Raw genomic sequence first — 22,951 nt, 5'->3', positions numbered from 1 at the left:
AAAAAACGGCACCCCTCAGGGTGCCGTTTCATTTTCAACGCAGACGATTACTCGCCGTCGTCGTGCTGCTCAGCCGAAGCTGAAGCAACTTGCTGGTCTTCCATCGCTTGCAGCTCGGCGGCCATATTGGCCTTCTCTTGCTGCAGCAGTGCCTGGCGCTCTTCCGCTTCCCAAACTTCCTTCTCTTTGCGAGCGCGGTGGAATGCCAGACCCGTACCGCCCGGAATCAGGCGACCGACGATGACGTTCTCTTTCAGGCCGCGCAGACCGTCGCGCTTGCCCATGATCGCCGCTTCGGTCAGCACGCGGGTGGTTTCCTGGAACGATGCGGCCGAGATGAACGAATCGGTCGACAGCGATGCCTTGGTAATACCCAGCAGCACGTTTTCGTACGTTGCCGGCAGCTTGCCCACCGCATTCATGCGGTCGTTCTGGTCCAGCAGCTCCGAACGCTCCACCTGCTCGCCGATGATGTAGTCGGTGTCCCCTGCTTCGACGATCTGAACACGACGCAGCATCTGGCGAACGATCACCTCGATGTGCTTGTCGTTGATCTTCACGCCTTGCAGACGGTACACGTCCTGCACTTCGTCGACGATGTAGCGGGCCAGCGATTCGATACCCAGGAGGCGCAGGATGTCTTGCGGATCGGCTGGGCCGTCGACAATCATCTCGCCCTTGTTCACGACTTGACCATCGTGGACCAGCACTTGCTTGTCCTTGGTGATCAGGAACTCGTGCTTGTTGCCGTCCATGTCGGTGATCTCGAGGCGTTGCTTGCCCTTGGTCTCTTTACCGAACGCGACCGTACCCGTGACTTCCGCCAGCATGCCAGCGTCTTTTGGCGAGCGTGCTTCGAACAGCTCGGCAACGCGTGGCAGACCACCGGTAATGTCTCGCGTTTTCTGCGATTCAGTCGGGATACGTGCCAGCACTTCACCGACGGACACTTGCTGACCGTCCTTGACCATGATCAGCGAGCCGATCTGGAAACCAATGGCCACGGCGTGTTCGGTGCCCGCGATCTTGACTTCCTGGCCTTCTTCGTTCAGCAGCTTGACCTGCGGACGCAGCACCTTGCCGGCCGAACCACGACGCTTCGGATCGATCGCGACCAGGGTCGACAGACCGGTCACATCGTCCACCTGGCGAGCGACGGTGACGCCCTCTTCCACGTTTTCGAAGCGGATGGTACCAGCGTACTCGGTGATGATCGGACGGGTCAGCGGATCCCACGTTGCCAGGGCGATACCGGCTTTGACAGCCTGGCCATCCTTGACAATCAGGGTCGCACCGTACGGCACCTTGTGACGCTCGCGCTCACGGCCGTGATCGTCCGTGATCAGCACTTCGCCCGAACGGGTAATGACGATTTGCGCGCCCTTGCCGTTGGTGACGTAACGCATGGTTGCCGTGAAGCGAACCGTACCGTTCGACTTGGCTTCGACCGACGAGGCCACTGCCGCACGCGATGCCGCACCACCGATGTGGAACGTACGCATGGTCAGCTGGGTACCCGGCTCACCAATCGACTGTGCTGCCACCACACCAACGGCTTCGCCGGCGTTGACCATGCTGCCACGGCCCAGGTCGCGACCATAGCACTTGGCGCACAGGCCGAAGCGCGTGTCGCAGTTCAGTGGCGTGCGGACCTTTACTTCGTCGATGCCGATGCGTTCGATCTCTTCGACCATGTCTTCGTCCAGCAGCGTGCCGGCTTCGAACAGGGTTTCCTGGGTTTCAGGATTGACGACATCGGTACCGGTGACGCGGCCGAGGATACGGTCGCGCAGGGCTTCGATGACTTCACCACCTTCGACCAGCGCCTTCATGTGCGTGCCGTTGTTGGTGCCGCAATCGTCCTCGATCACCACCAGATCCTGCGTCACGTCGACCAGACGACGGGTCAGGTAACCCGAGTTTGCGGTCTTCAGCGCGGTATCGGCCAGACCTTTACGAGCGCCGTGGGTCGAAATGAAGTACTGAAGCACGTTCAGGCCTTCGCGGAAGTTCGCAGTAATCGGCGTTTCGATAATCGAACCGTCCGGCTTCGCCATCAGACCACGCATACCGGCCAGCTGACGAATCTGGGCTGCCGAACCACGGGCGCCCGAGTCGGCCATCATGTAAATCGCGTTGAACGATTCCTGGGTGCCTTCGGTGCCATCACGCTTGGTGACCGGCTCGATTTTCAGCTGGTCCATCATCGCCTTGCCGACTTCATCGGAGGTCTTGCCCCAGATGTCGACGACCTTGTTGTAGCGCTCGCCGGCAGTGACCAGACCCGAGCTGTACTGCTGCTCGATCTGTTTCACTTCGGCTTCAGCAGCAGCGATCATGCCCTTCTTGACGTCCGGGATCATCATGTCGTCGACGGCGATCGAGATACCGGCGCGCGTTGCCAGGCGGAAGCCCGACTGCATCAGCTTGTCGGCAAACACGACGGTCGCACGCAGACCGCACTTGCGGAACGACGTGTTGATCAGCTTCGAGATTTCCTTCTTCTTCAGCGAACGATTCAGCACCGAGAATGGCAAGCCTTTTGGCAGGATCTCGGACAGGATCGCACGGCCGACCGTGGTCTCGTAGCGGGTCAGGGTCTGGTCGAAGCCACCTTCGGCGTTGCGTGGGAATTCCACGATACGCACGGTGATGCGGGTCGCCAGTTCGACTTCCTTGTTGTCGTACGCGCGGATGACTTCCGACACGTCCGGGAACATCATGCCCTCGCCCTTGGCATTGATTGCCTCGCGCGATGCGTAGTACAGACCCAGCACGATATCCTGGGACGGCACGATCGACGGTTCGCCGTTCGATGGGAACAGGATGTTGTTCGACGCCAGCATCAGCGTACGTGCTTCCATCTGTGCTTCGATCGACAGCGGGACGTGGACAGCCATCTGGTCACCGTCGAAGTCGGCGTTGAACGCCGCGCAGACGAGTGGGTGCAGCTGGATGGCCTTGCCTTCGATCAGGACTGGCTCGAACGCCTGGATACCCAGACGGTGCAGCGTCGGCGCACGGTTCAGCATGATCGGGTGTTCCTTGATGACTTCTTCAAGGATGTCCCAGACCACTGGCTCTTGCACTTCGACGAGCTTCTTCGCAGCCTTGATGGTCGTAGCCAGACCCATCAGTTCGAGCTTGTTGAAAATGAATGGCTTGAACAGTTCCAGAGCCATCAGTTTCGGCAGACCGCACTGGTGCAGTTTCAGCTGTGGACCCACCACGATGACCGAACGGCCCGAGTAGTCGACGCGCTTGCCCAGCAAGTTCTGACGGAAACGACCGCCCTTACCCTTGATCATCTCGGCCAGCGACTTCAGCGGACGCTTGTTGGCACCGGTCATCGCCTTACCGCGACGGCCGTTGTCCAGCAGTGAGTCGACTGCTTCCTGCAGCATGCGCTTTTCGTTACGCGTAATGATCTCTGGTGCGCGCAGTTCCATCAGGCGCTTCAGGCGGTTATTACGGTTGATGACGCGGCGATACAGGTCGTTCAGGTCGGACGTGGCGAAACGGCCACCGTCCAGAGGGACGAGCGGACGCAGTTCTGGCGGCAGGACCGGCAGAACTTCCATGATCATCCATTCAGGCTTGATGCCCGAACGCTGGAACGCTTCGAGCACTTTCAGGCGCTTGGCGTATTTCTTGATCTTGGCTTCGGACTTCGACTCTTTGAGTTCCACGCGCAGCGCGTCGGCATCGCGGTGGATGTCGATCGAGCGCAGCAGTTCACGGATACCTTCGGCGCCCATGAATGCGGTGAAGTCGTCGCCGTACTCTTCGTACTTGGCAGCGTAGTCGTCTTCCGACATGATCTGGCTCTTCTTGAGCGGGGTCATGCCTGGATCGGTGACGACGTATGCTTCGAAGTACAGCACGCGTTCGATGTCCCGCAGCGTCATGTCCAGGACCATGCCCAGACGCGATGGCAGCGACTTCAGGAACCAGATGTGCGCGACTGGCGAGGCCAGCTCGATGTGGCCCATGCGCTCACGGCGCACCTTGGCCAGCGTGACTTCAACGCCGCACTTCTCGCAGATCACGCCGCGGTGCTTCAGGCGCTTGTATTTGCCGCACAGGCATTCGTAGTCCTTGATAGGACCAAAGATCTTGGCGCAGAACAGGCCATCGCGCTCAGGCTTGAACGTGCGGTAGTTGATGGTTTCCGGCTTCTTCACTTCGCCGAACGACCACGAACGGATTTTTTCAGGCGACGCCAGGCCAATCTTGATGGCGTCGAAACTTTCGTTTTGCTGAACTTGCTTGAATAGATCGAGCAGTGCTTTCATGTATCACTCCAGGTGATTGAATTCTTTACTGACTTGCTTGCCGCCAGCTCCTCACCGATTTTCGCCGGTGCTTGCAAACCCACTACCCTAAAAACCGTCAATCCCGCGCAGGCGGGAATCCAAGTTTGCCGGCTGATTCACCGGGCTTAGGCCCCGGACTGCTCCAGGGGCGACGACTTCGAAGGTCGAAGAGCCAGCCCGAAGGCTGGCGGCCTTGCTGGCCTGCTTAGTTGCGCTCGAGATCGATATCGATACCCAGCGAACGGATTTCCTTCACCAGCACGTTGAACGACTCTGGCATGCCGGCTTCGATCACGTGGTCGCCTTTGACCAGGTTCTCGTAGACCTTCGTACGGCCGTTCACGTCATCCGACTTCACAGTCAGCATTTCTTGCAGCACGTACGATGCGCCGTACGCTTCCAGTGCCCACACCTCCATCTCACCGAAGCGCTGGCCGCCGAACTGGGCTTTACCGCCCAGTGGCTGCTGCGTTACGAGCGAGTACGGACCAGTCGAACGCGCGTGCATCTTGTCGTCAACCAGGTGATGCAGCTTCAGCATGTGCATGAAGCCGACGGTGACCTTGCGCTCGAATGCTTCGCCGGTGCGGCCGTCGAACATCGTGACCTGGTTCTTCGACGGGGTCATGCCGAGGTTCGCAGCGATGTCGTCCGGGAACGCCAGGTCCAGCATACGACGAATGTCTTCTTCATGGGCGCCATCGAAGACCGGGGTCGCGAACGGCACGCCGTTCTTGAGGTTGCCCGCCAGGGTCAGGATCTCTTCATCGCTGAAGCTGTCCAGGTCTTCCTTGCGGCCGGTTTCGTTGTAGATCTTGTCCAGGAACACGCGCAGGTCTTGTGCCTTCGCTTGCGCCTGCAGCATTTCGCCGATGCGCCAGCCCAGGCCCTTGGCTGCCCAACCGAGGTGGGTTTCCAGGATCTGACCGACGTTCATGCGCGATGGCACGCCCAGCGGGTTCAGCACGACGTCGGCAGGACGACCGTCCGCCATGAACGGCATGTCTTCCACCGGGACGATACGCGAGACCACACCCTTGTTACCGTGACGGCCTGCCATCTTGTCGCCCGACTGCAGGCGGCGCTTGACGGCCAGGTAGACCTTGACCATCTTCTGCACGCCTGGCTGCAGCTCGTCGCCTTGCGTCAGCTTCTTGCGCTTCTCTTCGAAGGCCAGGTCGAACTGGTGACGCTTCTCGTTGATCGATTCCTTGATCGCTTCGAGGGCGTTCGCGGTGTCGTCTTCTGCCGGACGGATGTCGAACCAGTGGAACTTGTCCAGGTCCGCCAGGTATTCGGCAGTGATCGCCGCGCCCTTGGCCATCTTCTTCGGACCGCCATTGACGATCTTGCCGATCAGCATGCGCTCCAGACGCTCGAAGGCATCGCCCTCGACAATACGCATCTGGTCGTTCAGGTCCAGGCGATAGCGCTTGAGTTCATCATCGATGATCTGCTGGGCGCGCTTGTCGCGCTGGATGCCTTCGCGGGTGAACACTTGCACGTCGATCACGGTACCGACCATGCCCGAAGGCACGCGCAGCGAGGTGTCTTTCACGTCCGACGCTTTTTCGCCGAAGATCGCGCGCAACAGCTTTTCTTCCGGTGTCAGCTGGGTCTCGCCTTTTGGCGTGACCTTACCGACCAGCACGTCGCCAGCCTGCACTTCGGCGCCGATGTAGACGATGCCCGATTCATCCAGGCGCGCCAGCTGGTTTTCTGCCAGATTCGAGATGTCGCGGGTAATTTCTTCCGCGCCCAGCTTGGTATCACGTGCGACAACCGACAGCTCTTCGATGTGAATCGAGGTGTAGCGGTCATCCTTGACGACGTTTTCCGAGATCAGGATCGAATCTTCGAAGTTCAGACCGTTCCACGGCATGAACGCCACCAGCATGTTCTGACCCAGGGCCAGTTCGCCCAGGTCGGTCGATGCGCCGTCGGCGATCACGTCGCCACGGGCGACGCGGTCACCAACCTGCACGATCGGACGCTGGTTGATGTTGGTGTTCTGGTTCGAACGGGTGTACTTGATCAGGTTGTAGATGTCGACGCCGACTTCACCAGCCTGTGCTTCATCGTCGTTCACGCGAATGACGACGCGGCCCGCATCGATGTAGTCGACCATACCGCCACGCAGTGCCTGCACGGTGGTACCCGAGTCGACTGCCACGGTGCGTTCGATACCGGTACCGACAACGGCCTTCTCAGGACGCAGGCAAGGCACGGCCTGACGCTGCATGTTGGCGCCCATCAGTGCACGGTTCGCATCATCGTGTTCCAGGAACGGAATCAGCGAGGCAGCGACCGACACGATCTGGCCTGGGGCAACGTCCATGTACTGGACGCGCTCTGGCGAGACCAGGATCGTTTCGCCGGCTTCACGCGACGAGACCAGCTCATCGACCAGTTGGCCGTTTTCATTGATCGCGGCGTTTGCCTGAGCAATGATGTAGCGGCCTTCTTCGATGGCCGACAGGTAATCGATCTGATCGGTGACCTTCGAACCATCGACCTTGCGGTACGGGGTTTCCAGGAAGCCGTATTCATTCAGGCGGGCATACAGTGCCAGCGAATTGATCAGACCGATGTTCGGGCCTTCAGGCGTTTCGATCGGGCACACGCGGCCGTAGTGGGTCGGGTGCACGTCGCGCACCTCGAAGCCAGCACGTTCGCGGGTCAGACCGCCAGGGCCCAGGGCCGAAACGCGACGCTTGTGCGTCACTTCGGACAGCGGGTTGGTCTGGTCCATGAACTGGGACAGCTGCGACGAACCGAAGAATTCACGGATCGCGGCCGAAATCGGCTTGCTGTTGATCAGGTCATGCGGCATCAGGTTGTCCGCTTCGGCCTGGCCGAGACGTTCCTTGACTGCACGTTCCACGCGGACCAGGCCAGCACGGAATTGATTCTCGGCCAGTTCGCCGACGCAACGGACGCGACGATTACCCAGGTGATCGATGTCATCGACTTCGCCGCGGCCATTGCGCAGCTCGACGAGGATCTTGATCACGGCCAGGATGTCTTCGTTCGACATGGTCATGTCGCCGGTCAGTTCATCACGGCCGATACGGCGGTTGAACTTCATGCGGCCGACAGCCGACAGGTCGTAGCGTTCCGGCATGTAGAACAGGCCGTTGAACAGGGCTTCGACCGATTCTTCGGTTGGCGGTTCGCCAGGACGCATCATGCGGTAGATCGCCACGCGCGCCGCGGTGCGGTCAGCGGTGTCGTCGGTGCGCAGGGTTTGCGAGATGTAGCCGCCCTGGTCCAGATCGTTGGTGTACAGCGTCTGGATTTCGGTCACGTCTGCATCGCGCAGCTTGCCCAGCAGTTCTTCGGTCAGCTCGTCGTTGGCGACAGCGATGACTTCACCGGTGTCCTGGTCGACAATGTTCTTGGCCAGCACGCGGCCCAGCAGGTAGTCTTCAGGGACCGAGATGGTCTTGATGCCGGCAGCTTCGATGTCACGGACGTGCTTCGCGTTGATACGCTTGTCCTTGGTGACAATGGTCTTGCCCGACTTCGGATCGACGATGTCGAAACGCGCGACTTCGCCGCGCAGACGCTCGGGGACGAACTCGAGTTCGCCGCCGTCGTTGCGCACGACGAAGTTGTCGAAGACGAAGAAGTTCGCCAGGATCTGTTCCGGCGTCATGCCGATGGCCTTGAGCAGGATCGTCACTGGCATCTTGCGACGACGGTCGACGCGGAAGAACAGGATATCCTTCGGGTCGAACTCGAAGTCGAGCCACGAGCCGCGGTAAGGAATGATCCGTGCCGAGAACAGGAGCTTGCCCGACGAGTGCGTCTTGCCGCGGTCGTGCTCGAAGAACACGCCCGGCGAACGGTGCAGCTGGGACACGATCACGCGCTCGGTGCCGTTGATCACGAACGAACCGTTCGTGGTCATCAGTGGCAGCTCGCCCATGTAGACTTCTTGTTCCTTCATTTCCTTGACGACCGGCTTGGTCGGCGATTCCTTGTCCAGGATCACCAGACGCACCTTGGCGCGCAGCGGCGACGCGAAGGTCAGGCCACGCTGCTGGCACTCTTTCACGTCAAACGCAGGGTCACCCAGCACATACGACAGGAACTCGAGGCGCGCAAAACCATTGTGCGACACGATAGGGAAGATCGAAGAAAAAGCCGACTGCAGACCCTCGGCCTTGCGTCCCGATGGGACAGCATCAGCCTGGAGGAAGTTCTCGTAGGATTCCAGCTGGGTAGCCAGCAGGTAGGGAACGTTGTGAACGTTGGCGCGTTTCGCGAACGACTTGCGAATACGCTTCTTCTCAGTAAATGAGTAGTGCATGGACACTCCGTGAGTGACAGAAAGGATGAAGAATTCAGGATTTGCCAGTGGCACGCGCCACCACCACACACAATTCCTGAAGTCTTTACTCTTTCGCGCCAGATGAAAAGGACAAGCAAACTGCTGTGTTACGATATTTCTGAGCCGGTGTTGCCGCCTCTATTCTGTCATTCCTTGGCGACGTCTGTCGCAGGGACGACAAAAGAGCCAAAGCCGCAATTCCCGCCTTCCGGCAAGTTTTGCAAGCTTTGACTCCCGCATCAGGTGCTGCGAACAGCACCCTTTGCCTATGTATTACTTCAGTTCAGCCTTGGCGCCTGCATCTTCCAGCTTCTTCTTGGCGGCTTCAGCTTCTGCTTTTGGCAGGGCTTCTTTAACCGTCTTAGGAGCGCCGTCGACGACGTCTTTGGCTTCTTTCAGGCCCAGACCGGTGATTTCACGGACTGCCTTGATGACGCCGACTTTGTTCGCGCCGATTTCGGTCAGAACAACGTTGAACTCGGTCTGCTCTTCAACAGCAGCGGCGCCAGCGCCACCACCAGCTGCAGGAGCCGACATTGCAGCTGCCGACACACCGAACTTCTCTTCGAATGCCTTGACCAGTTCGTTCAGGTCCATGACGGACATTTCGCTCACTGCGTTCAGGATATCGTCTTTGCTAATTGCCATTTGAAACTCCAGTTTTGATTTGTATGTAGTTCAGGTTGGTACTTGAAAAAAAAGGGAAGCTTACGCTTCTGCAGGAGCTTCTTCTGCGGCCGGAGCTGCTTCGGAAGAACCTTCGCCTTTTTTCGCTGCCAGGGCAGCCAGACCACGTGCAAAGCCCGACACCGGAGCCAACATGACGCCCAACAGCTGCGAGATGAGAACTTCACGGGATGGGATGCTTGCCAACGAGGTAACGCCAGCTACGTCGAGCTGCTTACCTGCGTAGTTACCGGCTTTGATGACCAGCTTGTCGTTGGTTTTAGCGAAGTCATTGATGACTTTAGCTGCAGCAACGGCATCGTCCGAGATCGAATAGATCAGCGGACCGGTCATGGAATCAGCCAGCGAGGCAAACTGCGTGCCCTCGACAGAGCGACGAGCCAGCGTGTTCTTCAGAACACGCAGGTACACGCCCTGGGCACGTGCGGATGCACGGAGCTTGGTCAAGTGACTAACCTGGATGCCACGGTACTCGGCGACGACGATGGTTTGCGCAGATGCTACTTTTGCGGAAACTTCTTCGACGACGGCCTTTTTGTCATTCAGATTAAGACCCACGGTCAATCTCCTTAAATGATGAGAACGAGATGTTCACATCGGTTCGAACACACGGCGTCCGAAGTTAAGAAGCCTTAAACTGAGCGGATGAATTCACGCAGCTGGACTACAAAACTTGTTCGGGTACACCATCTGCGTTGGGTTGTCTTTTAACCGCATGCCCAACCTCTGCACTTGGCCCAACGGTCTTTGATTGTCTGCCGCAGCGATCAGTTACTGCGACAGCCCAAAGAATCGCCCCGCACCAATGGCGCGAGGACTTGAATTTGCTAATTAAGCAGCAGCGATCGAAGCGTGATCGATGCGCACGCCAGCACCCATCGTCGACGACAGGGCGACCTTGCGCAGGTACACACCTTTCGACGTGGTTGGCTTGGCTTTGTTCAGGGCGTCGATCAGGGCAACCAGGTTGCTCTTCAGATCTTCGTCGGTGAACGATGCACGGCCGATCGTTGCGTGAACGATACCTGCCTTGTCGGTACGGTACTGGACCTGACCGGCTTTGGCGTTCTTGACGGCGGTTGCGACGTCTGGGGTCACGGTGCCGACTTTCGGGTTAGGCATCAGGCCACGTGGGCCCAGGATCTGACCCAGGGTACCGACGATACGCATGGTGTCTGGCGACGCGATGACGATATCGAAAGGCATGTCGCCGGCTTTGACGCGCTCGGCCAGGTCTTCCATACCGACGATGTCGGCGCCAGCTGCACGTGCAGCTTCAGCCTTCTCGCCCGTTGCGAACACAGCAACGCGCACGGTCTTGCCGGTGCCTGCTGGCAGCACGACCGAACCGCGAACCACTTGGTCCGACTTCTTCGGGTCCACGCCCAGTTGCACCGAGACGTCGATCGACTCGTTGAACTTGGCAGTGGCGAATTCCTTGACCAGCGACAGACCGTTGTCGAAGGCGTAGACTTTATTGCGGTCTACTTTAGCTTTGATAGCTTTGACGCGTTTGGACAGCTTAGCCATTACAGACCCTCCACCGTGATGCCCATCGAACGTGCCGAGCCAGCGATGATACGCACTGCTGCGTCCATGTCGGCGGCGGTCAGGTCCGGCTGCTTGATTTTTGCGATTTCTTCAGCTTGAGCGCGGGTCAGCGATGCAACCTTGTCGGTATGCGGCTTGGCCGAACCCTTGGTGATGCCAGCGGCTTTCTTGATCAGGTACGTTGCCGGTGCAGTCTTCATCACGAAGGTGAACGACTTGTCGGCGAACGCGGTGATCACGACCGGGATTGGCATGCCTGGCTCGACACCCTGGGTCTGGGCGTTGAACGCCTTGCAGAATTCCATGATGTTCAGACCGCGCTGACCCAGTGCTGGACCGATCGGTGGGGATGGGTTTGCTTTACCAGCTGGAACTTGCAGCTTGATAAAGCCAATGATTTTCTTTGCCATGAAAGGCTCCTATCTTTGACTTGAGTAGTAGCGCCCCACCGCGACTACTCGTCTCCGGCGGGGCTCCTCTTACCGGATTCCGCCTGACAACTGCGACGCTCCGATGGTAGCGTTTAGACTTTCTCGACTTGCCCGAACTCCAGTTCCACTGGAGTCGCGCGGCCGAAGATGGTAACAGAAACTCGCACCTTCGACTTTTCGTAATTGACTTCTTCGACGTTGCCGTTGAAATCGGTGAACGGGCCTTCCTTGATCCGGACCTGTTCGCCCACTTCGTACAGCGTCTTTGGCCGAGGCTTCTCGACGCCTTCCTGGACCTGCTGCATGATCTTGTCGATCTCGCGCGCCGGGATCGGGGTCGGCTTGTTCGACTTGCCGCCGATGAACCCGGTGACCTTGCTGGTGTTTTTCACCAGGTGCCAGGTTTCGTCGGTCATTTCCATCTCAACCAGCACATAACCCGGGAAGAAGCGGCGCTCGGTAACGGCCTTGGTGCCGTTGCGCATCTCGACAACTTCCTCGGTTGGCACCAGGATCTGGCCAAACTGTTCTTGCATGCCGCCACGTTCAATCCGCTCGGTCAGGGCGCGCATGACGCTCTTTTCCATACCCGAGTAGACGTGAACGACGTACCAGCGCTTGTTGCTGACCGGGACACTCACGGGTGCAGCTGCTTCTGGTGCTGCTTCCTGCTCTGGAACGCCTTCTTCCGGAGCGCCGGTCGCCGGAGCGCCGACCGCCGGAATCTCTTCCGGCGCGGTATCTTCTTGTACGTTTTCGCTCATGTTTATTTCCAACCCAGGACAAAGTCGTACAACAGGAGCTCGAGAATCTTGTCGGTGCCCCACAGGAAAATCGCCATCACAACCACAAAGGCAAACACGATGCCCGTGATCTGCAAGGCTTCGCGGCGGGTCGGCCAAACGACCTTCTTGGTCTCGCGCACCGATTCCTTGGCAAAGCTCAGGAAATCACGGCCGGTGGTGGAAGTCCACAAAAGCAGGACAGCAAAAACTAAACCAGCCAAAAGGGCGCCTGCGGCGACCAAGGCTGGTTTGTTCTGGCCTGTCAGGTAAAAGAACCCGACGACGCCTGCAATCGCTGCAACCACCGCCAGCGCGACCTTGAACTTGTCATTCGAGGTGCTGACAGTTTGCACGGATTGATTAGACATTCTTCTTTACTTTCGGTGCCTGGCACCAGAATTCGGTGGCAGGGGCGGAGGGAATCGAACCCGCGACCTTCGGTTTTGGAGACCGACGCTCTGCCAATTGAGCTACACCCCTACGAAAACTTCCAGCTGAATCCAGCATTATACAGCAAGCGCGCGCTCACTGACAATGCTGTTCGAGGGAAACGGAAATGACTTCCGCTTCCCTCTGCTCTGCTTAGTTAGGCAGAATCTTTGCTACCACGCCGGCGCCGACAGTACGGCCGCCTTCACGGATTGCGAAACGCAGACCTTCTTCCATCGCGATCGGGTTGATCAGCTTGACGGTGATCGACACGTTGTCGCCTGGCATGACCATTTCTTTGTCTGCTGGCAGCTCGATCGAACCGGTCACGTCAGTCGTACGGAAGTAGAACTGTGGACGATAGTTGTTGAAGAACGGGGTGTGACGGCCGCCTTCATCTTTCGACAGAACGTAGATCTCGCCGGTGAAGTGGTTGTGCGGCTTGATCGAACCTGGCTTTGCCAGGACCTGACCACGCTGGACATCTTCACGCTTGGTACCGCGCAGCAGCAGGCCGACGTTGTCGCCAGCTTGACCCTGGTCCAGCAGCTTGCGGAACATTTCCACGCCGGTGCAAGTGGTCTTGACGGTGTCGATGATGCCGACGATTTCGATTTCTTCGCCGACTTTGACGACGCCGCGCTCGACACGACCGGTCACAACGGTACCGCGACCCGAGATCGAGAACACGTCTTCCACTGGCATCAGGAACGCACCGTCAACAGCGCGCTCTGGCGTTGGGATGTAGGTGTCGAGGGCTTCGGCCAGACGGGTGATGCATTCTTCACCCATTTCGCCCGGCTTGCCTTCGAGGGCCATACGTGCCGAACCCTTGATGATTGGGACGTCGTCGCCTGGGAACTCGTACTTCGACAGAAGCTCACGAACTTCCATTTCGACCAGTTCCAGCAGTTCTGCGTCGTCGACCAGGTCGCACTTGTTCAGGAACACGATGATGTATGGAACGCCAACCTGACGGGCCAGCAGAATGTGCTCGCGGGTCTGTGGCATTGGGCCGTCAGCGGCCGAGCACACCAGGATCGCGCCGTCCATCTGCGCAGCACCGGTAATCATGTTCTTGATGTAGTCGGCGTGGCCTGGGCAGTCAACGTGAGCGTAGTGACGGTTTTCGGTCTCGTACTCGACGTGCGCGGTGTTGATGGTGATGCCGCGTGCTTTTTCTTCTGGTGCCGCGTCGATCTGGTCGTAGGCCTTGGCTTCGCCGCCGAATTTCTTCGACAGGACGGTCGCGATTGCAGCCGTCAGCGTGGTTTTGCCGTGGTCAACGTGACCGATGGTGCCGACGTTTACGTGCGGCTTGGTCCGTTCGAATTTACCTTTTGCCATTTCAGACTCCTAAGATCTAACGATATTTTTGAGAATTACCAGGCACACCTGACGGGCGAGTGCAACGCGACTGCCGTACAAAATTCTGGTGCCCTTGACGTGGATTGAACACGTGGCCTCTCCCTTACCAAGGGAGTGCTCTACCACTGAGCTACAAGGGCTGATTTGGTGCGATGTTCAACTTGCACACCGCAAAACACTGGAGCGGGTGAAGGGAATCGAACCCTCGTCGTAAGCTTGGAAGGCTTCTGCTCTACCATTGAGCTACACCCGCGAGGTACAACTTCAATTCGACTTCACGATCTTCTTTTGGTGGTGGGGGCTGGATTCGAACCAGCGTACTCAGAGAGGGCAGATTTACAGTCTGCTGCCTTTAACCACTCGGCCACCCCACCGCGAAGAACCGCAGAGTATGAAGCAAGCTCAACGTACTGTCAATCAGGTTTGGGTAGAAGGTTTTTCCACTTCGCCTGACAGCGTTGCTTCGGGGCGTGATTGTAACGGTCGGACTCTAAAGCCGCAAGGGTCATTTTGCGCAAGACTAAAAAAACTTGGTTCGTTCGCTAAGTCGGCGCCAGCGCTGCCAGCACTTGCGCCTTGAGCGCCTTGATCAGCGCCGTCTCATCCGGCGGCACGCCTTCGGGCGCCGTGAAGATGCGGTCCGCGTAGAACAGTCCCAGCTGGGCCTTGCCCACCACCAGCGGCAGCACGATGAAACTCTCGGCATCCGGCAGCAGCGTCTTGTACCAGGCCGGCAGCAGATCGCGGATCTTGGGACTGAAGGCGTCCGGGATCATCATGTCGGCATTGTTTTCCAGCGCCAGATGAAACAGGTCGCGCGTGAAGGCGCACGGGAATGTGAAGCCGGCCTGCAGCTCGGCCTTGCCCTCCCCCAGCGACGCGCGCGCCCGGAACTTGCCAGTCCGGCCGTCGCGCAGGCAGATGGTGGCGAAGCGAAAGCCCAGCGCGCCGTACAGCGTTTCGAGCACCGCCATGATGACGTCATTGGCGCTGGTGGCAGATCCGCCCAGCACCGAGACATCCTGCACACCAGCCAGCAGCAGATCGCGCGCATTTTTTGGCTTGCCGCTGGGGTAGAACTCGCCTTCGTCGGCTTCGCCCGCGTCGAGCATCGCCAGCGCCAGCACGTTCGGCAGGCTGCTGCCAGCTTTCGGGTCGGTCTTGGGTGCGCGCTCCATGTTCATGCTCTGCAGCATGCCGTTCATGCTTTCCTGGACGGTGTCGAACAACGTTGCCAGCCCGGGCATGTCGAGCCCGAGCGCCACACCGTAGCGCGCCAGCAGTGCCCCGGCCTCGGGCGCACTGGCCGGATCATGGTGATGGCCCATCAGGCGCGCCACGTCCTGGCTGAACGCGGCCACCTGGCGCATCCACCCGGCGCGCTCTGGCGCCACCGCGAGCGTCCTTGGCTCGGGCGGGGGCGAGGCCTGGGCCTCGATGATCAGCTCGGGCAATTGCCATTCGCGCAGCACGGCCTCGGACAGCGTCTCGAAGGTGCAGCCCAGGATCAGGCGCGACGCCTGCGCATGGGTGTGCTTGCCAGTGGCGACCAGGGCCGCGATCTCGCGATAGCGCTCCGGCTCGTGGCTGGCCAGCAGCATCGGCCCCAGGTTCTTGAACAGCGCGCAGATCCCCGCTTCTTCTGCGCCCGGATGGGGGCTGCGGTGCGCCATTTCCTGGCCCACCAGGCTGGCGCACAACGCCGCCTGGAGTTCGACCCGCACGCCGTGCTCGGCAACGTCGAGCGCGTCGACCAGCAGCATCGCCAGCGCGGCGGCGCGCACATTGTCGAAGCCGAGCAGGGAAATGGCGCGCGAGATCGTCGTCACCGGCGCCCCCAGCTGCGTGCGGTACGCCACCGTGTTCGACAGGCGCAGGATGCGCTGGGTCAGCGCCACATCCGCCATCACGTAATACGCGAGGTCGGCCGAACCCTCGTCGACGCTGTAACCCATGCCGATCACACGCGTCATGGTGCCGCCAAGACTGAACATGCGCTCGGTGCCGCTCAGCTTGCGCATCAGCGCATCGCGCACCCGGCCGGACGTGGGGTGGCTCTGGGCACCGTGGAGAAGGTCGGCCATCGTCAGCCTGCCTTGGGCGTCGGCATGCGCAACCCCTGGCGCACGCCCTGATCGTGCTGCTTGAGCACTTGCTGGAACAGCGCGGCCAGCGCCGGCAGCTTGGGATTGAGCGGGTCGAGCTTGCGTACATTGCCAATCAGGGTCGGAACCTGGCCACCGAGCCGCTCGTCCCAGCCGCCTGCTTCGAGGCAGCGCAGCACCGCCAGCGCAGCATTGAACGCCACCGACGGATTGTTCGGCAGCTTGTGCGCCGCCTCAAGCATCAGCGTGACCGCGCCCCGGTAATCGCCGCTCTTGGCGCGCGCAGCGCCGCTGGCGACCAGATCGACCACGTGCTGGCGGCTTTCCTTGACCATCGAGCGGGCCAGCTCGCCCTTTCCCGCGCTGTCCATCACACCCACTGCGCGCGCCATCACGGCTTCGTCGCCGGCATTGCGCATCACGTCGCGCACGACCGAGCAGGCGCCCTCTTCCATATCATGGTCGAGGCAGGTACGGGCAAGCTCGAGCTTGATGTCGACCGACACGCCCGGCGCATCCTGGCAGGCCGCCACCGCCGTGTTCAACGCTTCGCCCAGGCGCACCTCGTTGCCGGTGTACTCGTGCACCAGGGCGGAGGCCACCGCGCTGCACAGCGCCGTCGTGGCGCGCCCGCCCATTGTGCGGTCGAGATCGCGCACGACGGCCGCCGCGCCCACCGGATCGCCCTTGCCCACCAGCGTGCGCACCAGCTTGACGTGGTCTTCGGGATCGCGAAACTCGGAATACTTGGCCTTGCCCACCACCTGGCGCAGCGACTTTTCGGCGGTGTCGATGTCGCCTGCCTCGAAGGCGATGTCGGCCAGCGTGCGCAGGCGCCGCACCGCGTGGGGCGAGACGGCCACGGCATCGGCCAGCACGGCCTGCGCCTTGTCGAGCTCGCCAGCTGCGGCGTGGGTGCGCGCCAGCCAGTCGAAGGCGTCGACGAAATTGCGGTTGGTGTCGACCAGCTCTTCGAGGATTTCCTTGGCCTCGGCCAGGCGCTTGCGCACGAACAGCGTCTTGGCCAGCCCCAGCCGGGCCCAGGCAATCGCCTTGATCTCGACCAGGTGCCGATAGATGGGTTCGGCCAGCTCGGCCTGCCCCAGGAACATGTGCAGCTCGGCGCGCAGGCGCAAAAAGTCGATGGCGTAGCGCGTGTGCAGGCGCTGGCCCTCGATGCAGGCAGCGATCGCCTCCACCTGGTCGCCTGCCTCCATCAGCGTGAACACCGGCAGGAAGGCATTGCGCTTGTCAAGCGCGCGCCCGATGCGCTCGAGCAGGCGGTCGGCGGTGAACGGCTTGAGAACGTAGTCGGTAGGCGCCAGCTCGGCCGCGCTGACCACCTTGCTGTGGTTGCCTTCTGCAGTCACCATGAAGAACATCGTGGCCAGGCGCATCAGCTTGTGGTGGCGCAGGTCTTCCAGCAACTGCTGGCCATCCTGGCCGCCTTCGAGGTCGTATTCGCACAGGATGAGGTCGAACTGGCGCAGGCCCAGGTGCTTGATCGCCTGGTTGGACGTGCTGGCGTGCTCGATCCGGGTCAGGCCGCACAGCGTGAGCATGCTGTGGATGCTGGCGCGCATTCCTGCGTGGGGCTCGATGATCAGGGCCGTCAGGCCTTCCAGTTCGTTCATTGTGGTCCGTATTGGCCTGCGTTGGGCGTGGGGCGGCTGCATGGGCGCGCAGTATCGACCCAGTATATTACGGCGCAGAACGAATTAAATGAAATCAGCATGGTGCGCAGTCCCGCCAGCAGGCACGGCGCATAAAAAACGACAACTTACTGGGCGGGCGGGCGGCTGGCGCACTCGGCCGTCGTGGCGCCGGTGCCGACGTTCTGGTACAGCACCTCGTACTTGCCTGCTGCCAGCCTGTCGATCGTGAACGTCGCGCGCGGCTGCACGAAGGCGTGGCGCACATTGGCACGGCGCTCCACATCGTACAGCTTGACGAACACCGGCGAGGCGTTCGCGCTATTGTCGATCGTCAGCTGCATCCCCGTACCTTCGTTACCCACCGGGTAGCCCGGCAGATAGGCCGACTCGGCCGGCCACGGTTCGCCGCCTGGCGCCGTCAGGGTTTGCAGGTCGGTGCTGCAATCGGGTACGCGCTCGGGCACCACCAGTTGGGCGATACCGAGCGTGCGGATGACAGGCGCACCGCGGCCGGCCCAGATATCGGGCGCGGGCTCGGCGGCTGCGGCCGCCGCCGTTGTCACTGCTGGCACGGCTGCCGGCGGCGTGCTGGCCAGCACGCTCACGGGTTTCTGCACGCCGCTCCAGGCCAGTGCGCCGGGCATCATGCCCGGTTGCCCGATGAACAGGACGGCAGCGGCGGCGCCCGCCACGAAGCAGGTGGTCAGACCCAGCCACCAGCGCGGATCGCGCATCAGGCGTGCGCGGCGCGGCTTGTGCGCCGACGTGGCGTCGCCGGCGTCGCCGCCCTTGCGCAGCTGGCCGTCCTTGGCGTTCGAGCTTTCCAGCCACTCGACTTCCCATTCTTCGGACGCGATCCACTCGTCGTGTTCCTTGCGGCGCACCGGATCGGCCAGGACGTTGTAGGCCGAATTGACGACCGCCATGATGCGGGCGGCTTTTTCGTCGCCCGGATTCTTGTCCGGATGGTATTTCTGGCTCAGCGCCTTGTACGAAGCACGAATGACTTCCTGGGGCGCGTGACGCGACACCTTCAGGTTGTCATAGTGTGTGTGAATCTTGGCCATGGTGTGTCAAATCTGCCCGCTGATGCCTGCCATTGATGCTACGTCCTCGGCCAAGGCGGATGGCCGGACCCTGGCGCTGGAATGTCGTACAGCTTAGACGCAATTGTGTCCGTTGTGCAAGATATCACAATTGTCACAGCCGATGACTGCGGTCGGCCTGTACGATTGCATCGGGCAATGTTACAGCCTGTCCCACCACCAGCACCTTGAATAATTCGCCCATTTCCGCTGGTGAAACAAGCTTTTGCACAGCGCGCGACTGCGGCAGGAAGCGCAGCGCATCTTCGGGGTTGTTTTCAAGCAACAATTCTCCGATTCCCGCGCCGATCAGGAACGCGGCCTGGCTCATGTAGGCCAGCACCGGCAGGCCGGCATCCTGGGCCGCCAGCGCCATCGCCGTGAAATCGACGTGGGCCGTGATGTCCTGCAGCCCCGGCAGATAGAACGGATCGGGATGCGCGTGGTGGCGGTAGTGGCACATCAACGTGCCGCCGATGCGCTGGTCGAGGTAGTACTCGTGGGCCGGGAACCCGTAGTCGAACAGGATTGCCGCGCCGCGGCCGCCCGCGAACATCGCGGCCAGCGAGCCCATGAAGCCGGCGCCGACCGGGTGCAGCTCGGTGACATAGCCTTCGATCATCTGTTCGTGGTCTGGCACCTGACGCACCAGTTGTTCGTGCAGGGCGGCATCGAGCGGCGCCTGGACAAAGGCGAATGCGCCGTCGTCGATCGTGACCATCTGGCGGCGCCAGCCGTCCCGCGCGCGGATCACCAGCTCGACCGGCATCGCATCGAGCACTTCGTTGGCCAGCACCACGCCACTGAAGTGCGCGGGCATCGCGTCCTGCCAGCGCACCTGCGGCAGATCGGCCAGGTTGGCCTGCTGGCGCGCGCGCAGCTCGCCGGACAATTCAATGATCGTGTACGAGTTGACGACCACGCCCTGGCGCGCCAGCGCAGCCAGCACGTCGCGCGCCAGGCGGCCGGTGCCGGCGCCGAACTCGATGATGTCGGGCGCGCTTTGGGCGATAATAGCGGCTGCCGCGCGCGCCACCGTTGCCCCGAACAGCGGCGTCATCTCGGGCGCGGTGATGAAATCGCCCTCGGCGCCGAGCTTGGCGGCGCCGCCGCTGTAATACCCGAGGCGCGGCGCGTACAGCGCGAGTTCCATGAACCGCGAAAACGCGATCTGCCCACCAGATTGTTCGATCTCGTCAGCGATGAGTTGTTGCAGGGCGTGGGACGCGGCCAGGGCGTCGCGGTCGGGAGTGGGCAGGGACATGCTGCTATTTTAAGAGAAGAACCGTTGTACATGCTCACTCAACCACATCATGGACCGTCAAGGACGCAATGAGCGCACCAATACTTAATAAAAAAATCGCGCTGGTCACAGGCGCCGCTAAGCGCTTGGGGCGCGCAATTGCGCTTGAGCTAGCGGAAGCCGGTTGGGACATCATCGTGCATTACGGAAGTTCGCTTGAAGAAGCAGAGAGCACAGTGCGCGATATCCAGAAGACTGGCCGCCGAGCATGCGCAGTTCAATGCGAATTGTCAGACGAAGCTGCAGTACGCCTGTTGTTGCCAGAAGCAAACAGAATACTTGGACCAGTGAGCTGCATCGTTAATAATGCATCAATTTTCGATTATGATTCGGCTGCTGATTTTTCTTGTGCGAAACTCGATCGCCATATGCACATTAATTTGGCTGCCCCGATCTTGCTAACAATGGCTCTTTACGAAGCAACGCCGAAGAACGGTCAAGCGGTCGTAGTTAACCTGCTTGATCAGAAACTCTATAATCTGAATCCCGACTTTCTGTCATACACCTTGTCTAAATCGGCACTCGATAGTGCTACGGTGATGCTTGCTCAGGCCTTGGCACCACGGATTCGCGTGGTAGGGGTTGCACCAGGGCTAACACTGATTAGCCATCTACAGTCACAGGAAGAATTTCGGAAAACCCATTTGATGTCTCCTCTGGGAGAGTCGAGCCGTCCAGACGACGTTGCAAAAACAGTAGTTTTTGCAGCTCAAAACCGGGCGATTACCGGCACCACTCTTGTAGTCGACGGAGGGCAGCATTTGATGAAAATGCCCCGCGATTTCAGTCTTATCAACAGGAATATTTAATGTTTAATTATCCACACTTGGAACACTGCCGCCGTATTTTTATACGAGATTATCGCTTGGACATGGAAATCGGAGCATATCCTCACGAGAAAAATAAGTTTCAATATGTTCTTGTGAATATAGAATTCTGGGTTCCTCTGTCGCTAAATACGCCCTTAAATGACGATATTGATGAAATCGTAAATCATGATTTCGTCCGGCCTGGCATTCAGGAAATCATCGGCCGCGGTCACATTAACCTTCAAGAGACGCTTTGTGATGCCATTGCCTCATTGGTCCTTGCTCATCCGAAAGTCGTGGCAACCCGTGTCAGTACTGAAAAGCGCGAGGTCTACCCAGACTGTGTAGGTGCGGGAGTGGAAGTATTTAGGCTCAAGGACCAAGCAATATGAGCGAAGGCAATCAGCATTACTTGGATGCGAACCAGATCATCTACCTACCCCTGTGGGCGCGTTATGCGGTGATGACTGTCCTTGGCGTACTTGCTTTATCCGCGTGTATTGCGGGGATTGCCTTGTTCTTTTTCCCCGGTTCTTACGATAAAATCACGCCGACGCTTTCGATTGCACAAACTGCAGCAGGCGCATTTGCAATCGTCCTTTTCGTACTCTTCGCAGAGCGTGAACTTGGATCCGAAAAACTGCTTCGCAAGACTGATATTTTTCTTGAGAAACAAATAATCGAAGGCCTACGAAAAATTGAAATTCCTCAAATAAAGCCCGGCCATACAGTGCAAGCCAATGTAATCCAGCGAGCTGCTACGATTCATGGTGGACGCAAGGATATCTTCGGAGCCAACTACGAGATATCGCTCGACGCCTTTAAGATGCGAATGTGGATTGGCATAAACGTCAAGAGAATCAGTGTTATTTATTTCGTCACTGCCGAGAATGAATCAATGGTGGACACGTGCAAAGAGAAATTTCATTTTACTTTTGCAGGCGCCTCAAAAATTGGATACGACACAAATTATCAGTATGTCGTTATGGGAGAAGAACGCATTGTGTCGATCTGGTCCACCGTAATGGCTGATAAGGTAATCCTTGGAAATCCATCCGAACAATTATTTTGGATCCAAGATATCGCGATGATGACACAGTCGTTCATTCGCACTGCAGTACGTGAACAATTACAGCTTTATACCCAGATTGAGCCAGGACCATTATGAACAGTACGACAATCGATGAAGTGCAAGTCCCTGTTACTGAAAAGCAGGCTGAAAAGATCGCCCACGAAAACCACAAGCTGCACAAGCGCCTGTGCCGCCAGGTCGGCCAGGCCATCGGCGACTTCAACATGATCGAAGACGGCGACAAGGTGATGGTATGCCTGTCGGGCGGCAAGGACAGCTACGCGCTGCTGGACATCCTCCTAACGCTGCGCGAGCGTGCGCCGATCCACTTCGACATCGTCGCAGTCAACCTCGACCAGAAACAGCCGAACTTCCCGGCCGACATCCTGCCTGCCTACCTGGACAAGCTCGGCGTGGACTACCACATCGAAAACCAGGACACCTACAGCATCGTCAAGCGCCTGATCCCGGAAGGCAAGACCACCTGCTCGCTGTGCTCGCGCCTCCGCCGCGGCATCCTGTACCGCGTGGCCGATGAGCTGGGCTGCAACAAGATCGCGCTGGGCCACCACCGCGACGATATCCTCGAAACCTTCTTCCTGAACATGTTCTTCGGCGGGAAGCTGAAAGGCATGCCGGCCAAGCTGGTGTCGGATGACGGCAAGCACATGGTGATCCGCCCGATGGCGTATGTGAAAGAGGCTGATACCGAGCGCTATGCCGAGGTAAAAGGCTTCCCGATCATCCCGTGCGACCTGTGCGGCTCGCAAGAGAACCTGCAGCGCAAGCAGATCAAGAACATGCTGCGCGAGTGGGAGAAAAAACATCCGGGCCGCGTGGAGAGCATTTTCTCGTCGCTGTCGACCGTGGTGCCGTCGCATCTGATGGACCGTAACCTGTTCGGCTTCGCGGATCTGAAGACGGATGGCGTGGCCAATCCGCTGGGGGATATCGCCTTTGATGAGGAGCCGTGCTCGACGCCGGTGGCGGGGACGATTTCGTTGACGCAGCTGTGATTT

17 protein-coding genes and 4 tRNA genes are annotated in these 22,951 nt (G+C 59.5%); 4 read left to right on the top strand and 17 right to left on the bottom strand.

Translation table 11 applies throughout. From position 1 onward, the window contains the following. Window positions 1-47: 47 nt before the first annotated feature. The 17 genes from rpoC to AC56LY_RS21175 all read right to left on the bottom strand — a co-directional run bounded on the left by rpoC (window position 48) and on the right by AC56LY_RS21175 (window position 20,012). Entirely contained in the window at window positions 48-4,295 is a 4,248-nt protein-coding gene (rpoC, locus tag AC56LY_RS21255) for a DNA-directed RNA polymerase subunit beta' (RefSeq protein ID WP_499582947.1), read from the bottom strand. A gap of 226 nt (window positions 4,296-4,521) precedes the next feature. After that, complete coding sequence (gene rpoB / locus AC56LY_RS21250; protein WP_499456372.1) at window positions 4,522-8,631, bottom strand: DNA-directed RNA polymerase subunit beta; 4,110 nt, start codon at window positions 8,629-8,631, stop codon at window positions 4,522-4,524. 294 nt (window positions 8,632-8,925) lie between these two features. Further along, entirely contained in the window at window positions 8,926-9,300 is a 375-nt protein-coding gene (gene rplL, locus AC56LY_RS21245; protein ID WP_343028424.1) for a 50S ribosomal protein L7/L12, read from the bottom strand. 60 nt (window positions 9,301-9,360) lie between these two features. Continuing rightward, window positions 9,361-9,897 carry a 50S ribosomal protein L10 gene (gene rplJ, locus AC56LY_RS21240; protein WP_183554436.1) on the bottom strand — a complete coding sequence of 179 codons (537 nt, stop codon included), beginning with the start codon at window positions 9,895-9,897 and terminating at the stop codon, window positions 9,361-9,363. Window positions 9,898-10,170: 273 nt separating this feature from the next. Then, window positions 10,171-10,869, bottom strand: coding sequence for a 50S ribosomal protein L1 (rplA, locus tag AC56LY_RS21235; RefSeq protein ID WP_183554438.1), 699 nt, complete (start codon window positions 10,867-10,869; stop codon window positions 10,171-10,173). Further along, window positions 10,869-11,300: a 50S ribosomal protein L11 gene (gene rplK, locus AC56LY_RS21230; RefSeq protein WP_258837103.1), complete on the bottom strand. Its 432-nt coding sequence runs from the start codon at window positions 11,298-11,300 to the stop codon at window positions 10,869-10,871. Before rplK ends, rplA begins: the two co-directional genes overlap by 1 nt. A 113-nt stretch (window positions 11,301-11,413) precedes the next feature. Further along, window positions 11,414-12,085, bottom strand: coding sequence for a transcription termination/antitermination protein NusG (nusG, locus tag AC56LY_RS21225; protein WP_499582944.1), 672 nt, complete (start codon window positions 12,083-12,085; stop codon window positions 11,414-11,416). A 2-nt stretch (window positions 12,086-12,087) separates the two neighbouring features. After that, entirely contained in the window at window positions 12,088-12,474 is a 387-nt protein-coding gene (gene secE / locus AC56LY_RS21220; protein ID WP_183554440.1) for a preprotein translocase subunit SecE, read from the bottom strand. Between the two features lie 36 nt (window positions 12,475-12,510). Next, a tRNA-Trp gene (locus tag AC56LY_RS21215) sits at window positions 12,511-12,586 on the bottom strand. Window positions 12,587-12,688: 102 nt separating this feature from the next. After that, window positions 12,689-13,882 (bottom strand): elongation factor Tu, encoded by a 1,194-nt coding sequence (tuf, locus tag AC56LY_RS21210; RefSeq protein ID WP_183554297.1) that lies wholly within the window; start codon window positions 13,880-13,882, stop codon window positions 12,689-12,691. A gap of 86 nt (window positions 13,883-13,968) precedes the next feature. Further along, a tRNA-Thr gene (locus AC56LY_RS21205) sits at window positions 13,969-14,043 on the bottom strand. 39 nt (window positions 14,044-14,082) lie between these two features. Beyond that, window positions 14,083-14,156, bottom strand: a tRNA-Gly gene (locus AC56LY_RS21200). A 36-nt stretch (window positions 14,157-14,192) separates the two neighbouring features. Then, a tRNA-Tyr gene (locus AC56LY_RS21195) sits at window positions 14,193-14,277 on the bottom strand. A gap of 168 nt (window positions 14,278-14,445) precedes the next feature. Then, complete coding sequence (locus AC56LY_RS21190) at window positions 14,446-15,987, bottom strand: HDOD domain-containing protein (protein ID WP_499582943.1); 1,542 nt, start codon at window positions 15,985-15,987, stop codon at window positions 14,446-14,448. Between the two features lie 2 nt (window positions 15,988-15,989). Then, a complete protein-coding gene (locus AC56LY_RS21185) occupies window positions 15,990-17,642 on the bottom strand; it encodes a response regulator (RefSeq protein WP_499582941.1) in 1,653 nt (550 codons plus the stop codon). 146 nt (window positions 17,643-17,788) lie between these two features. Continuing rightward, entirely contained in the window at window positions 17,789-18,730 is a 942-nt protein-coding gene (locus AC56LY_RS21180) for a J domain-containing protein (RefSeq protein WP_499582939.1), read from the bottom strand. Window positions 18,731-18,863: 133 nt separating this feature from the next. Continuing rightward, window positions 18,864-20,012, bottom strand: a complete 1,149-nt coding sequence (locus AC56LY_RS21175) for a class I SAM-dependent methyltransferase (protein WP_499582937.1) — start codon at window positions 20,010-20,012, stop codon at window positions 18,864-18,866. Between the two features lie 68 nt (window positions 20,013-20,080). Here AC56LY_RS21175 and AC56LY_RS21170 point away from each other — a divergent pair, with 68 nt between their 5' ends. The 4 genes from AC56LY_RS21170 to ttcA are packed head-to-tail and all read left to right on the top strand — an operon-like array spanning window position 20,081 to window position 22,948. After that, a complete protein-coding gene (locus AC56LY_RS21170) occupies window positions 20,081-20,860 on the top strand; it encodes an SDR family oxidoreductase (RefSeq protein ID WP_499582935.1) in 780 nt (259 codons plus the stop codon). Next, window positions 20,860-21,252: a dihydroneopterin aldolase gene (locus AC56LY_RS21165; protein WP_499582933.1), complete on the top strand. Its 393-nt coding sequence runs from the start codon at window positions 20,860-20,862 to the stop codon at window positions 21,250-21,252. Before AC56LY_RS21170 ends, AC56LY_RS21165 begins: the two co-directional genes overlap by 1 nt. Then, the gene (locus AC56LY_RS21160) at window positions 21,249-22,028 is read left to right on the top strand and encodes a hypothetical protein (RefSeq protein ID WP_499582931.1); all 780 of its coding nucleotides are present in this window, start codon (window positions 21,249-21,251) and stop codon (window positions 22,026-22,028) included. Before AC56LY_RS21165 ends, AC56LY_RS21160 begins: the two co-directional genes overlap by 4 nt. Beyond that, the gene (gene ttcA / locus AC56LY_RS21155) at window positions 22,025-22,948 is read left to right on the top strand and encodes a tRNA 2-thiocytidine(32) synthetase TtcA (RefSeq protein WP_499582929.1); all 924 of its coding nucleotides are present in this window, start codon (window positions 22,025-22,027) and stop codon (window positions 22,946-22,948) included. Before AC56LY_RS21160 ends, ttcA begins: the two co-directional genes overlap by 4 nt. The last annotated feature ends 3 nt before the right edge of the window (window positions 22,949-22,951 follow it).

This window comes from Telluria sp. ZT3P25, assembly GCF_059685895.1.
The sequence above is the reverse complement of the archived record's forward strand: the minus strand, read 5'-3'. Positions and strand labels throughout refer to the sequence as shown.

Coding starts and splice junctions, on each gene's coding strand:
- rpoB (WP_499456372.1), bottom strand. CDS start 8,631: ATGCACTACTCATTTACTGAGAAGAAGCGTATTCGCAAGTCGTTCGCG.
- ttcA (WP_499582929.1), top strand. CDS start 22,025: ATGAACAGTACGACAATCGATGAAGTGCAAGTCCCTGTTACTGAAAAG.
- AC56LY_RS21165 (WP_499582933.1), top strand. CDS start 20,860: ATGTTTAATTATCCACACTTGGAACACTGCCGCCGTATTTTTATACGA.
- rpoC (WP_499582947.1), bottom strand. CDS start 4,295: ATGAAAGCACTGCTCGATCTATTCAAGCAAGTTCAGCAAAACGAAAGT.
- secE (WP_183554440.1), bottom strand. CDS start 12,474: ATGTCTAATCAATCCGTGCAAACTGTCAGCACCTCGAATGACAAGTTC.
- AC56LY_RS21180 (WP_499582939.1), bottom strand. CDS start 18,730: ATGGCCAAGATTCACACACACTATGACAACCTGAAGGTGTCGCGTCAC.
- rplA (WP_183554438.1), bottom strand. CDS start 10,869: ATGGCTAAGCTGTCCAAACGCGTCAAAGCTATCAAAGCTAAAGTAGAC.
- tuf (WP_183554297.1), bottom strand. CDS start 13,882: ATGGCAAAAGGTAAATTCGAACGGACCAAGCCGCACGTAAACGTCGGC.
- AC56LY_RS21185 (WP_499582941.1), bottom strand. CDS start 17,642: ATGAACGAACTGGAAGGCCTGACGGCCCTGATCATCGAGCCCCACGCA.
- AC56LY_RS21160 (WP_499582931.1), top strand. CDS start 21,249: ATGAGCGAAGGCAATCAGCATTACTTGGATGCGAACCAGATCATCTAC.
- AC56LY_RS21175 (WP_499582937.1), bottom strand. CDS start 20,012: ATGTCCCTGCCCACTCCCGACCGCGACGCCCTGGCCGCGTCCCACGCC.
- AC56LY_RS21190 (WP_499582943.1), bottom strand. CDS start 15,987: ATGGCCGACCTTCTCCACGGTGCCCAGAGCCACCCCACGTCCGGCCGG.
- AC56LY_RS21170 (WP_499582935.1), top strand. CDS start 20,081: ATGAGCGCACCAATACTTAATAAAAAAATCGCGCTGGTCACAGGCGCC.
- rplK (WP_258837103.1), bottom strand. CDS start 11,300: ATGGCAAAGAAAATCATTGGCTTTATCAAGCTGCAAGTTCCAGCTGGT.
- nusG (WP_499582944.1), bottom strand. CDS start 12,085: ATGAGCGAAAACGTACAAGAAGATACCGCGCCGGAAGAGATTCCGGCG.
- rplL (WP_343028424.1), bottom strand. CDS start 9,300: ATGGCAATTAGCAAAGACGATATCCTGAACGCAGTGAGCGAAATGTCC.